The organism is Microbulbifer halophilus, from assembly GCF_026183675.1.
Lineage (GTDB): Bacteria > Pseudomonadota > Gammaproteobacteria > Pseudomonadales > Cellvibrionaceae > Microbulbifer > Microbulbifer halophilus.
In genome coordinates this window covers 113578-126639 of the sequence record NZ_JAPIVK010000001.1, presented here as the reverse complement: position 1 = coordinate 126639, position 13062 = coordinate 113578, and the positions used below count along the sequence as shown (strand labels likewise).

Annotated in this window: 12 protein-coding genes; 10 read left to right on the top strand and 2 right to left on the bottom strand. The window is 63.4% G+C overall.

All coding sequences use genetic code 11. From position 1 onward, the window contains the following. Positions 1-103: 103 nt before the first annotated feature. Both OQE62_RS00475 and OQE62_RS00470 read left to right on the top strand, forming a co-directional pair. Positions 104-1597 carry a SulP family inorganic anion transporter gene (locus OQE62_RS00475; RefSeq protein WP_377535424.1) on the top strand — a complete coding sequence of 498 codons (1494 nt, stop codon included), beginning with the start codon at positions 104-106 and terminating at the stop codon, positions 1595-1597. Continuing rightward, complete coding sequence (locus OQE62_RS00470) at positions 1597-2508, top strand: universal stress protein (protein WP_265720015.1); 912 nt, start codon at positions 1597-1599, stop codon at positions 2506-2508. The genes OQE62_RS00475 and OQE62_RS00470 overlap by 1 nt, the downstream gene beginning before the upstream one ends. Before the next feature lie 161 nt (positions 2509-2669). On the opposite strand, the gene OQE62_RS00465 is transcribed toward OQE62_RS00470, so the two are convergent. Beyond that, positions 2670-3083 carry an acyl-CoA thioesterase gene (locus OQE62_RS00465; protein WP_265720014.1) on the bottom strand — a complete coding sequence of 138 codons (414 nt, stop codon included), beginning with the start codon at positions 3081-3083 and terminating at the stop codon, positions 2670-2672. Between the two features lie 406 nt (positions 3084-3489). Between OQE62_RS00465 and fabV the strand changes: the two genes are divergently transcribed. The 8 genes from fabV to OQE62_RS00425 all read left to right on the top strand — a co-directional run bounded on the left by fabV (position 3490) and on the right by OQE62_RS00425 (position 11133). Continuing rightward, on the top strand, positions 3490-4668 hold the full coding sequence (gene fabV, locus OQE62_RS00460; protein WP_265720013.1) for an enoyl-ACP reductase FabV: 1179 nt from the start codon (positions 3490-3492) through the stop codon (positions 4666-4668). 172 nt (positions 4669-4840) lie between these two features. Beyond that, complete coding sequence (locus OQE62_RS00455) at positions 4841-5884, top strand: NADP(H)-dependent aldo-keto reductase (protein WP_265720012.1); 1044 nt, start codon at positions 4841-4843, stop codon at positions 5882-5884. A gap of 70 nt (positions 5885-5954) precedes the next feature. Continuing rightward, a complete protein-coding gene (locus OQE62_RS00450) occupies positions 5955-6188 on the top strand; it encodes a DUF2789 domain-containing protein (RefSeq protein WP_265720011.1) in 234 nt (77 codons plus the stop codon). A 142-nt stretch (positions 6189-6330) separates the two neighbouring features. Continuing rightward, positions 6331-7299, top strand: a complete 969-nt coding sequence (gene lpxL / locus OQE62_RS00445; RefSeq protein WP_265720010.1) for an LpxL/LpxP family Kdo(2)-lipid IV(A) lauroyl/palmitoleoyl acyltransferase — start codon at positions 6331-6333, stop codon at positions 7297-7299. Positions 7300-7407: 108 nt separating this feature from the next. Then, positions 7408-8283 carry a 4-hydroxy-tetrahydrodipicolinate synthase gene (dapA, locus tag OQE62_RS00440; RefSeq protein ID WP_265720009.1) on the top strand — a complete coding sequence of 292 codons (876 nt, stop codon included), beginning with the start codon at positions 7408-7410 and terminating at the stop codon, positions 8281-8283. A 34-nt stretch (positions 8284-8317) separates the two neighbouring features. Next, the gene (gene bamC, locus OQE62_RS00435; RefSeq protein WP_265720008.1) at positions 8318-9496 is read left to right on the top strand and encodes an outer membrane protein assembly factor BamC; all 1179 of its coding nucleotides are present in this window, start codon (positions 8318-8320) and stop codon (positions 9494-9496) included. Further along, on the top strand, positions 9496-10260 hold the full coding sequence (locus OQE62_RS00430; RefSeq protein WP_265720007.1) for an MBL fold metallo-hydrolase: 765 nt from the start codon (positions 9496-9498) through the stop codon (positions 10258-10260). Before bamC ends, OQE62_RS00430 begins: the two co-directional genes overlap by 1 nt. A gap of 48 nt (positions 10261-10308) precedes the next feature. Then, entirely contained in the window at positions 10309-11133 is an 825-nt protein-coding gene (locus OQE62_RS00425) for a sulfite exporter TauE/SafE family protein (protein ID WP_265720006.1), read from the top strand. Between the two features lie 212 nt (positions 11134-11345). Here OQE62_RS00425 and OQE62_RS00420 read toward each other — a convergent pair whose 3' ends face one another. After that, positions 11346-12878, bottom strand: coding sequence for a peptide MFS transporter (locus OQE62_RS00420; protein WP_265720005.1), 1533 nt, complete (start codon positions 12876-12878; stop codon positions 11346-11348). Positions 12879-13062: the final 184 nt, after the last annotated feature.

Sequence of the window (13062 nt, the reverse complement as noted above, 5' to 3'; positions counted from 1 at the left end):
TTCGAAGTGTCCGCTGTCCGGTGTGCAGGGACCGGACAGATAGGGCGGTTTGTGGTAGAGTGCGCGCCTTTTTTTGACCAACTTCAGTAGTTCTGCCCCTCCTATGCTGCTCTCTTCTACCAAGGCCGACTGGTTCGGCAATATTCGCCGCGATCTGCTCGCGGGTATCGTCGTCGCCCTGGCTCTGATCCCCGAGGCGATCGCCTTTTCCGTTATTGCGGGCGTGGACCCGCGGGTCGGCCTCTACGCCTCCTTCTGTATCGCGGTCGTCATCGCTTTCGTCGGCGGGCGCCCGGGCATGGTCTCGGCGGCCACTGGCGCCATGGCACTGCTGATGGTGACTCTGGTGAAGGAGCACGGGCTGCAGTATCTGCTGGCGGCAACGCTGTTCACCGGGGTACTGCAGATTGTGGCCGGCTACCTGAAACTGGGCAGCCTGATGAGTTTTGTCTCGCGGGCGGTGGTGACCGGCTTCGTCAACGCGCTGGCGATACTGATCTTTATGGCGCAGTTGCCGGAGCTCACGGATGTCACCTGGCATGTCTATGCCACGACCGCCGCCGGCCTGGGGATCATCTACCTGTTTCCGCATATTCCGCTGATCGGCAAAGTGGTGCCGTCACCGCTGGTATGCATTCTGCTGCTGACCGGCCTGGCAATGTATCTCGGGTTGGATATCCGCACAGTGGGTGATATGGGTGACCTGCCGGATACGTTGCCGGTATTCCTGTGGCCGGATGTTCCGCTCAACTTCGAGACGCTGCAGATCATCTTCCCCTATTCGGCCGCGCTGGCCGTGGTGGGTCTGCTGGAATCCCTGATGACGGCAACCATCGTCGATGACCTGACCGATACCCCCAGCGACAAGAACCGCGAATGCAAGGGCCAGGGCGTTGCCAATATCGCCGCCGGTTCCCTCGGGGGGATGGCCGGTTGCGCGATGATCGGCCAGTCGGTGATCAACATCAAATCCGGTGGTCGCGGGCGACTGTCGACCCTGGTGGCTGGTGCCTCGCTGCTGGCGATGGTGGTGTTCCTCAGTGACTGGGTGGCGGCCATTCCCATGGCCGCGCTGGTGGCGGTGATGATCATGGTGTCCATCGGTACCTTCAACTGGGATTCCATCCGCAACCTCAAGGAGCATCCGCTGTCCACCAACCTGGTGATGCTGGCTACGGTCATTGTGGTGGTCTGGACCCACAATCTGGCTTATGGTGTATTCGTCGGTGTACTGCTGGCTTCCCTGTTCTTTGCCAACAAGGTGAGCCACTTCATGTACATCAGCTCCGAACTGGATGAGGAGCAGAGCTGCCGCACCTACAAGGTGGTGGGGCAGGTGTTCTTCAACTCCGCCGACAAATTTGTCGCTGCCTTCGATTTCAAGGAGGTGGTGGACAAGGTGGTGATCGACCTGGACCGCGCCCATTTCTGGGATATTTCCGCGGTCTACGCGCTGGACAAGTCGGTGGTGAAGTTCCGCCGCGAGGGCGCCGAGGTGGAGCTGATCGGGCTGAACGAAGCGAGTGAGACCATCGTCGACCGCTTCGGTGTACACGACAAGCCGGAAGAAATTGAACGGGTCCTCGGAGGACATTGATGAACGTCAGTGACAATACCAACAATAATGAATTGAACGGTCACCACAATCGTGAAAATGGACAGCCTCTGGTGCTGTCCTGCATAGACGGCTCCCGCTATACCGGCGCCGTCTGTGACTACGCCGCCTGGATCGCCGGCCGCGCCGGCGCGCCGCTGAAGCTGCTGCACAATATCGAGCGCGGCAATGTGCCCGCGGTGGCGGATCTCACCGGCAGCATCGGCCTCGGCAGCCAGGAAGAGCTGCTCGACGAACTCACCTCTCTCGAGCAGCAACGCGCGCGCCTGATGGTACAGCAGGGCAAATTGATGCTGCAGGCGGCGCGCGAGCGCGCGGAGCAGGCGGGAGTAGAACAGGTGATCACCTGTCAGCGCCACGATTCCCTGAGCGAAACCCTGGTGGAGTTGGAAGACAGTATCCGCGTTCTGGTGCTGGGGATTCGCGGTGAGGAACACGGCGATTCCGAAGAGGGGCTCGGCACCCACCTGGAAACGGTGGTGCGCTCGCTGCACAAGCCGATCCTGGTGGTGAACCAGGATTTTGCCGAGCCACAGAAAATCATGCTGGCGTTCGACGGCAGTGAGGCGGCGCGCAAGGCGCTGGCGATGGTGGCGTCCAGTCCGGTATTCCGCGATGTATCCTGCCACCTGGTGTCTGTCGGCGATCCGGACAGGGCCGAAGCGCTACTGGCCGAGGGTAGCGCCGAGCTCGACGCCGCCGGTATCGCGGTCAAGGCCAACTGCCTGCAGGGCAAAACCGTGCAGGCGCTGGTGGATTACCAGCGCGAGCACGATATCGACCTCACCGTGATGGGGGCCTTCAGCCACAACCGCCTGCGGGATCTGCTGATGGGCAGTATCACCGCGAAGATGCTGCTGAGTACCCGGCGGCCGTTGTTGTTGCTGCGTTGATTCTCATCGGGGGCCAAGCCGTAGGAGTCTGCTTGCAGGCAAGCTCCTGCAGGCCAGTCGGTGCGCACGGCGCACCCTACAAGGTGGCACGCAAACTCCTGCAGCAATAATGTGTAGGGTGCGCTGTGTCCACCGGCCTCAGCGTCCAGAACCAGTTCCACTCAACTCGCCAGCCGTTGCTCCCGCTCCGTCGCCAGCCGCGCTTCTTCCAGTGTCATGCCGGCCTTGTTGTGTGAAGTTGGTTTGCCCTCCGAGTCCAGCGCCACAAAGACGATGCGTTCCACCTGCAGAATCAGTTCCCGCGTCTGTTTCTTGCGCACCTCGCAGCGCACCGTGATGGAGCTGCGGCCGATATCCACCACCTCGAAACCGAACTCCAGCACATCGCCGCAGAAAGCGGAGCTGACAAAGTCGATTTCCGACATCAGCTTGGTGACCACCATGGCGGTGCCCATCTGGCAGCCGGCAAAAATCGCGGCTTCCTCATCGATCCACGCCAGGAGCTGGCCGCCGAACAGCCGCTGTGCCGGGTTGAGATCGCCGGGTTTTACGAAGTGACGCGAATAGTATTTCATGCTTACCTCTTTCGTTTGAGCTGGTGGGCCACTGTCCCTTGTGGACCATTCGGGAAGGGAACCGGCGCTACCGGTGTGCCGCTCCCACAACGGTTGCTGCAGTAAGCATGCCAATACGAGGTAAAGTGCATCCTTCTCCCGGAAACTGGCGCCAAATCGCGTCTGCGCTGTGATCCGAGCAGGCACTGGCGGTGGGCGATTGCCCCGTTTTGGGCGCCGGTACACTGACTCGGTGGTTTGGCCGCTTGCCGGGATATTCTGGACATCGATTTGCGGCGCCCGTGAACGCGGCTATGGACTGACCCGGAATCCTCCTTAGAATGGGCGGCCAAAATGACCAACTGTTCGCCGGCGAACCCACCCGCGGCGGCGAGCGGATCCCAAACGCGAAGGGAGAGACCGAGGCATGATCATCAAGCCGAAAGTGCGGGGCTTTATCTGTACCAACGCCCACCCGCAGGGCTGTGCCGCCAATGTGCGCGAGCAGATCGACTACACCCAGTCCCAGCCGAAGATAGAGAATGGCCCCAAGAACGTGCTGGTGGTGGGCGCCTCCACCGGTTATGGCCTGGCGTCGCGTATTACCGCCGCCTTCGGCTGCGGGGCCAGTACCCTGGGGGTTTTCTTCGAGAAGCCGCCGAGTGAGAAGCGCACCGCCTCCGCCGGCTACTACAATGCCGCGGCCTTCGAACAGGAGGCGCACAGGGCCGGCCTCTACGCCAGGAGCATCAACGGCGATGCCTTCTCCGATGAGGTGAAGGCCCAGGCGATCGAGAGGATCAAACAGGATATGGGCAAGGTGGACCTGGTGGTCTACAGCCTCGCCTCGCCGCGCCGCAAGGATCCCAAGACCGGTGAGTTGCACAGTTCGGTGCTGAAGCCGGTGGGCGAGCGCTACACCGCGAAGAACCTGAATACCGACAAGCTGGAAATCTCCGACATTACCCTGGAGCCCGCCAGCGACGAGGAAATCGAGTCCACCGTAAAAGTCATGGGCGGCGAGGACTGGGAGCTGTGGATGGGCGCGCTCAGCGAGGCCGGTGTGCTGGCGGACAACTGCCAGACGGTGGCCTACACCTATATCGGCGAGAAGCTGACTTGGCCCATCTACGGTCACGCCACCATCGGCAAGGCCAAGGAAGATCTCGACCGCGCTGCGAAGGCGATTACCGACAGCAGTGAGGCGGAGGCCCATGTAGCGGTATTGAAGGCGCTGGTTACCCAGTCCAGCTCCGCGATTCCGGTCATGCCGCTGTATATTTCCCTCGTCTACAAGGTGATGAAGGAAGAGGGCACTCACGAGGGCTGTATCGAGCAGCTCTACCGCCTTTACACCGAGGGGCTCTACGCCGACAGCCCGCGCCTGGACGACGCCAACCGCTATCGTATGGACGAGAAGGAACTGCGCCCGGAAACCCAGGCCAAGATCGAGAAACTGTGGCCGGAAGTGACCGAGGAAAACCTGTTCGAGCTGACCGATTACAAGGGCTACCAGGCAGACTTCCTGAAGCTGTTCGGTTTCGGCTTCGACGGCGTCGACTACGAAGCCGATGTCAGCCCGGTGGTGGAAGCCGACTTCGAATAGTTCCGGGAACGCCGGGCTCGGGGACGCCCGCCCCTGCGTTCATTGTCGTCATACCGGCGAAGACCGGAATCCAGGTGCCCCGAACCGGGTACCGGCCTTCGCCGCTATGACGAGCCGACAGGTGCTTGATCAAAAGTGTCTGCTGACAAGCCACACACGGACGGAGTCCCCCATGCAATACCGCCAACTCGGCAAAACGGATCTCAACGTCAGCCTTATCTGCCTCGGCACCATGACCTGGGGTGAGCAGAACAGCGAAGAGCAGGCCTTCGAGCAGCTGGATTGCGCGCTGGACCGGGGCGTGAACTTTATCGACTGCGCGGAGATGTACCCGGTGCCGCCGCGTCCCGAAACCTACGGCCGCACCGAGGAAATCATCGGCAACTGGCTGGCGGCGCGCGGCAACCGCGACAGAGTGGTGCTGGCCACCAAGGTCACCGGGCGCGGCGCCGCCAACTCCGGCGTGGCGCATGTCCGCGGCGGCCCGCGGCTGGATCGGGCGCAGATTCTCAAGGCCTGCGACGACTCGCTGCAGCGCCTGCGCACCGACTACATCGACCTCTACCAGCTGCACTGGCCCGAGCGCCAGACAAATTTCTTCGGTCGCCTGGGGTACGAGCCCGGTGACGACGACGGTGTCGCCATTGCCGAAACCCTCGACGCGCTGGACGAACTGGTGAAGGTCGGCAAGGTGCGCCATATAGGCCTGTCCAACGAGACACCCTGGGGCATGCATCGCTATCTGCGCCTGGCTGCGCACGGCAACAAACCGCGCATCGCCTCCATCCAGAATCCCTACAGCCTGCTCAACCGCACTTTTGAAGTGGGGTGCGCGGAAATGGCGATCCGCGAGCAGTGCGGCCTGCTGGCCTATTCGCCGCTGGGTTTCGGGGTGCTGTCCGGCAAATACCTGGGCGGCAGGAAGCCGGAGGCTGCGCGCCTGACCCTGTTCGAGCGTTTCAAGCGCTATACCGGCGAACGCGCCGTGGCGGCCACGGCGCAATACGCGAAGCTGGCGCGGGAGTTCGGCCTGGAGCCGGCGCAGATGGCGCTGGCATTCGTGAACCGGCAGCCGTTCGTGACGTCGAACATTATCGGTGCCACCACCCTGGAACAGTTGCGCAGCAATATCGCCAGCGCCGCGATCGAGCTGGATGATGACCAGTTGACGGCTATTGAGTCAGTTCACGCCGCGAATCCGAATCCCGCTCCCTGAACCGGCCAACTATACTTTCTGCAACGGTTCTCCGCCGCCTATGCGGCGGGCGCACTTGCGGGGAGCGACGATGGAAATCACCGGCTTTCACTCACTGAACGATCTCTTTGCCCAGTTGGGGCTGGATGCCGATGACGCGGCGATCGAGGCCTTTCTCGAGCACCACCATCTGAGCGGCCAGCAGCACCTGTCCGAGGCCCCCTTCTGGTCCGAGGGCCAGCGCCGCTTCCTCGAGGAGGCGTTCCTGAACGACTCCGACTGGTGCGAGGCGGTGGACGAACTGGATACCCTGCTGCGACACTGACTGCCGGGAGGCGTAGGGTGCGCCGTGCGCACCATTGAGGGAGTGCACATCTTGCCTGCAAGCAGGCTCCACAACCACTAACTACCAGCCTCCAACCACTATATAATGCGCCGCTTTCCCCGGCGGCAGATAACAAGTTTCGATGCAAAAACCCCGCTTCCGCGCCGAGCTCCTGCATCCGCGCTACTGGCCCACCTGGCTGTTGTTCGCTCTCTGGTTCCTGATCGCCCAGCTCCCCTACCGCTGGCAGCTGGGGCTGGGGCGGATGCTCGGCCGGCTGATGTTGCGTGTGGCGCCCAGTCGGCGCACCATCGCCGAGCGCAACCTGGCGCTCTGCTTTCCCGACATGCCCGATGGCGAGCGGCGCGAGCTGCTGCGCCGCAACTTCGAGTCCAGCGGTATCGCGGTGATGGAGACCGGCATGGCCTGGTTCCGCGCCAGCCGCTGGCTGCGCAAGCGCCTGAGTGTCGAGGGACTGGAGCACCTGCGGGAACCGCAGGCGCGGGGGCAGGGCGTGGTACTGATGGCGATGCACTTCACCACCCTGGAAATCGGCGCCGGCTTCATGGCCATGAACCACAAGGTGGACGGCATGTACCGGCCGCACCGGAACCCGGTGTACGACTATATGCAGCGCAAGGGGCGCGAGCGCCACGGCGAGGATTCCGAGGTCTACCAGCGCAAGGACGTGCGCGGCATGCTGCGGGCGCTGAAGCGCGGCCGGGCCGTCTGGTACGCGCCGGACCAGGACTACGGCATCAAGCAGGGTGTGTTCGCGCCGCTGTTCGGCGTTCCGGCGGCGACGGTGACCGGCACTTCGCGCTTTGCCCGGGTGGGTCGCGCGCTGGTGGTACCCTACACCGTTACCCGCCTGGAAGGCGATGCTGGTTACCACATGAAAATCCACCCGCCGATCGAGGAAATTCCGTCCGGCGACGAACTGCAGGACGCAATACTGGTCAATCAGTTTGTCGAGGCGCGTATCCGGGACAATCCTGCACAATATATGTGGGTTCACCGCCGCTTCAAGACACGCCCGGAGGGCGAGCCGGACGTCTACGAAGGTGTGCGCAAGAAAAAGCGCAAAAAGCGTAAGAAGCGCCGGCGGTAATCGCCTCTGGCATAGACCCGGCGCGCTCAGTAACATAGCTGTCTCTTTTTGGGGCGGTGTCGACTGGCTCAATCGGTGCGACAGAGACTAGATAGCGAAGGAGTTAGGATGTTTTCCGGCAGTATGGTGGCGCTGGCTACCCCAATGTACGCAGACGGCGGCCTGGACTGGGACAGTCTGCACAACCTGGTGGAGTGGCATATCGAGCAGGGCACCCGCGCCCTGGTCGCCGTGGGCACCACCGGTGAATCCGCCACCCTCGATGTCAACGAGCACCTGGAAGTCATCCGCCGCGTAGTGGACCAGGTGGCCGGGCGCATCGCGGTGATCGCCGGTACCGGCGCCAATTCCACCACCGAGGCCATCGAACTGACTGAAACCGCCGCCAAATGCGGCGCCGATGCCTGCCTGCTGGTGACCCCCTACTACAACAAGCCTACCCAGGAGGGCCTGTTCCAGCACTACAAGACCGTGGCCAGGGCCGTGTCCATTCCGCAGATCCTCTACAATGTGCCCGGGCGCACCGCCGTGGACATGCTGCCGGAGACGGTGCAGCGCCTGGCGGCGATCGGCAATATCGTCGGCATCAAGGAGGCCACCGGCGATATGGAGCGCGCCCGCACGCTGAAGGAGATGCTGCCGGAGGATTTCGCCATCTACTCCGGCGACGACGCCACCGCCCTGGATCTGATACTGCTGGGTGGCCACGGCAGCATCAGCGTGACCGCCAATGTGGCACCCGCGGCCGTGGCGCAGGTGTGCGAGGCGGCCCTCAACGGCGATGCCGAGACCGCCCGCGCCATCGACCAGCGCATCGAGATACTGCACCGGATGCTGTTTCTGGAGGCCAACCCCATCCCGGTGAAATGGGCACTGCGGGAAATGGGCCGTATCGACGGCGGTATCCGTCTGCCGCTGACCAATCTCTCCGCAGAGCATCACGCCGCGGTGCGTGAAGCGCTGCGCAGCGCAGGTGTACTCTGAGCCTGCGAATCGGGAATCAACCAGGATAGTAATAATGACAAGATTGACTGCCGGAGCCGCAGCCTGTATCGCCGGCATCGCGCTGACCGGTTGTGGCATGTTCGGGGACGAAGGCTACTTCCGCGACCGCAGCGACGACTACCAGGTAGCGTCCAGCCTGCCGCCGCTGCAGATGCCCGAGGGCGTCACCGAGAAGCGCCAGGAAGAACTCTACGAGATCCCGCGGGTCGGCGACGGCGAGCTTGAAACCGGCGAGTTCGAGGTGCCGCGCCCGCAGCCGCTGTCGGTCAACACCGGCGCCGACCGGGTCAAGATCCAGAAGCTCGGCAACCGCCGCTGGGTGCTGGTCTCCCAGCCGCCGGCCGAGGTCTGGCCGCAGTTGCATTACTTCCTGCGCTCCTCCGGCCTGAAGCTGGCTTCGTCCGATGCCAGCGCGGGCATCATGGAAACAGCCTGGCTGCAGTTCGAACAGAGTCCGGATACCAAGGACAAATATCGGCTGCGCGTCGAGTCCGGTGTACAGCCGGATAGCACCGAGGTCCACGTGCGCCACCTGTCGGTCCCCGCGGAAACGCCGGCGGAAGCCGGCGTCGACTGGCCGCAGCGCTCTACCAGCCCCGAGCGCGAAGGCTGGATGATCGATGAGATGTCCACCGCGCTGGCGGCCGAGTCTACCGGCGCTGCGGCCTCACTGGTGGCCCAGGCCATTGGCGGTGGCTCGGTGAAAGTGCAGTTGCAGGAGCCCGCCGGCAAGGAACCCTTCATCTCCATGGATCTCGCCATGGAGCGCGCCTGGGCCACAGTCGCCCACGCCCTCAACGTGGGCGCTTACCGCCTGCACCGCGAAGATTCGGATATCGGCTTCTTCTACGTCACCTACGACGAGGATCGCGAGCTGACCGAGGACGAGGAGGACGGCTGGTTCTCCTGGGGTGACAACGGCGGCGAAGACGAGCTGGCGGCCGAGGCCCAGAAGGTCACCATGCAGCAGCTGCTGGCCAATATCGATCCGGATACCGATGCCAAGCCGACGCTGTTTGCCGATGTCCAGGGCCTGGGCGGCGGGCCGGTGGCGGACATCCCGGGCTACCTGGTGGTGGTACGCGGCACTGGCGGCACCATCGAGGTGCGCGTGCGCGATACCAGTGGCCAGCCGCTGTCCCGCGGCAAAGCCTCGCAACTGTTGATGGCCATCCGCCAGAATCTCATCTGATGGCCCTCCGGTTCGCTTCACTGGGAAGCGGCAGCAAGGGCAATGGCACCCTGGTCGCCAGCGGCGACCACTGCCTGTTGGTGGACTGCGGTTTCACCATCCGGGAAACCGAGCGTCGCATGGCGCGGCTCGGGCTGTCGCCCGCCGACCTGGGCGCTATCCTCGTTACCCACGAACACAGTGACCATCTCTCCGGTGTCGCGCCGCTGTCGCGCAAATACGGGCTGCCCGTTTACCTGACGCCCGGCACCCTGCGCGCGCGGGATATCGGCAAGCTGCCGGAAGTACACCTGATCGAGGGGCACCGACCGTTTTCGGTGGCGGATATCCAGGTGACACCGGTGGCTGTACCCCACGACGCCCGCGAGGCGGCGCAGTTCGTGTTCCGCCGCCGGGACACCCGCCTGGGCCTGCTTACCGACCTGGGCACCATCACGCCCCATGTGGAGGATCATTTCGGCGGCTGTGATGCGCTGGTGCTGGAGGCCAATCACGACCCGCAGATGCTGGCCCAGGGACCTTATCCGCCGTCGCTGAAACGCCGCGTCGGCGGCGCATACGGTCACCTCAGCAACCAGCAGGCGGCCGGTTTTCTGCAACGGGTAGGCTGCGATGGCCTGCAACACCTGGTGGTGGCCCATATCAGCGAAAAGAACAACACCGTCGAACTCGCCCGCCAGGCGCTCGCCAGCGCCGCGGAACAGGTGACAAACTGCATCTTTGCCTGCCAGCAGCAGGGGTTCGACTGGCTGGAGATCGAATAATACTGGCTCGACTCTCCCGCTTGAGGGAGGGGGACGGGGGAGGGGACGATGGAAACCTTGTTGATCTACCTGCTGGTTGGCGCTGCCGCCGGTACCATTGCCGGCCTGTTCGGCGTCGGTGGTGGGCTGATCATTGTGCCGTCATTGATACTGGTGTTCACCGCGCTCGGCATCGCCCCGGAAATCCTCACCCACATGGCCGTAGCTACCTCCCTGGCCACCATCGTCGTCACCTCCGTCAGCTCCATTCGCACCCACCACCTGAAACGGGCGGTGGACTGGTCCATCTTCCTGTCCATGACACCGGGTATCCTGCTCGGCTCCTGGCTGGGTGGAGTGACCGCCCACTTGTTGCCGGGCGCCTGGCTGCAACTGTTGATCGGTATTTTCGCCCTGGTGATCGCCGGGCGTATGTGGCTGGCGGGAAGGCGCCACGCGCATCTGCCGGAAAACGGGGAGCGCTTGCCGGGTGCGCCGCTGCTATCGGTTGCCGGCGGTGCCATCGGCTGGGGCTCGGCGATCTTCGGTATCGGTGGCGGTTCGCTGACAGTGCCCTTCCTGTCCCGCTGCCGCGTGCAGATGCAGCGTGCCGTGGCCACTTCCGCCGCCTGCGGCCTGCCCATCGCCATCGCCGGTGCCATCAGCTTCGCCGTGCAGGGCTGGGGCGATCCGCAATTGCCCCCCTGGAGCAGCGGCTACATCTACTGGCCGGCGTTCCTGGGCATAGTACTGGCCAGCGCCATCTTCGCCCGCTTCGGCGCCCAGCTCGCCCACCGCATGTCGCCGCAGCTGCTGAAGAACTGCTTTGCCGGTCTGTTGTGCGTGATCGGGTTACGGTTTATCTGGCTGAATGCGGGGTTGGTGTTGGGATAATTTGGGGACCCGGACGGCGGTGCGCACGGCGCATCCTACGACTCCTGCCCTGAAAGCACAGCTCCCCTCTCCCTCCGGGAGAGGGGCCGGGGGAGAGGGCTCGGATCGTGGCACTTCAACCCGAATCTCGTCTCCATTCCACAAAAAAAGGCCGCCGGGTCACCCCGGCGGCCTTTTCTATACCGCACCCGCAGGCGCGTCACAAGCCGTTATCAGGCAGTCTTCGCCTCCGCGTCCGCCTTCACGTCAGTCTCTCTGGGCGGCTCCAGTCCCTCCCAGCGTTTCGCCTTCAGGCTGATCAGCGCGATGATGATGCCGATACCGATGCTGAACAGGGCGATCTGCAGGTAGAGGGTCGGCAGTTCCTCGACGTTGCTCGGGTCGAAGTTGCCCGCCAGCAGGCCGGCGATGATGTTGCCGATGGAATAGGTGAGTACGAACACACCCATCATCTGCCCGGCAAAGCGGCGCGGGGCCAGTTTGCTCACCGCGCTCAGCGCCACCGGGCTCAGGCACAGCTCGCCTACCGTGTGCAGGAAGTAAGTGGCCACCAGCCAGTAGGGCGCCACTTTCAGGCCGCCGGCGGCGTACTGGGCGGCAAAGAACATGACGATAAAGCCGGACGCCATGATGATCAGGCCCACGGCACACTTCATGCTGTAGGAAGGCGTGATCATGCGCTTGCCCAGATTGATCCACAGGGCGGCGAAGAAGGGCGACAGGAGGATGATGAAGAAGGCGTTGGCGCTCTGGAACCAGGAGGCCGGCAGCTCGAAGGTCCCGATCAGGCGATCGGTGTAGTCGCGACCGAACAGGTTCAGGGAGGAGCCGGCCTGCTCGAAGCCGGACCAGAAACAGGCCGAGGCGAGACAAACCAGGAACAGCGCCCACATCTTCTTCTTCTCCGCGTCGTCCAGCTTGCCGCCGAAGTAGACGAAGCCGAAATAGAGGAAGAAGATGATGGTAAAGGCGATGGCCACATACTCGGCCACGGCCACCGGATTGACGGTGATGACTCCACTCAGCGACAGGCCGGTGATCACCGCCACGGCCGCGACAATGGCGCCGATTGTGCGCCAGGCGTTGCGCATGCCCGCGGGGCTCAGCGGACTCACCGGCTTCAGGCTGGCGTCGCCCAGGTTGCCGATGGTCATGCGGTACTGGATCAGGCCCACCGCCATGCCCACGGCCGCGGCGCCAAAGCCCCAGTGCCAGCCGATGCTCTCGCCGAAGTAGCCGCAGACGGCATAGCCGATCAGGGAGCCGATGTTGATGCCCATGTAGTAGATGGCGTAGCCGGAATCGCGGCGCACGTCGTCATGGCGGTAGAGCTGGCCCACCAGGGCGCTGATATTGGGTTTCAGCAGGCCGGTGCCCGAGGCAACCAGGATCAGGCCGATAAAGAAGGTGCTGTCGTTGGGAATCGCCAGCACGATATGGCCGCACATGATGACGATACCGCCGTACCAGATGGTACGCTGTCCCCCCAGCAGGCGATCGGCAATCCAGCCACCGGGCAGGCCCAGGAAGTAGACCGCGCCGGTGTAGAGGCCGTAGACGGCGGTCGCTGCGGCCACGGTAAAGGCCAGGCCTTCCTCCTGCAGACTTGCGGTCATGAAGAGTACGAGCAGGGCGCGCATGCCGTAGTAACTCATGCGCTCCCACATTTCAGTGAAGAACAGGGTCGAAAGACCTTTCGGATGGCCGAAGAAGCCGGCGCTATTCTGGTGTGTATTCGACGACATAAGCTGAAGTTCCAGTTGTTATAGCTTTAATCGAGCATACCTTCTTTATCGGAAGTGCTCCGGCGGATCAGTGCCAGCATAGGCCCGGTGGGCCCTTTGCGCGCACCAGAGAGCACAGAGGATCCCTGTTCTGTGCCGTGGAAGCCCCGTCGGCGCGGGCCGGATCGGCCAATTGGTGGCGTCC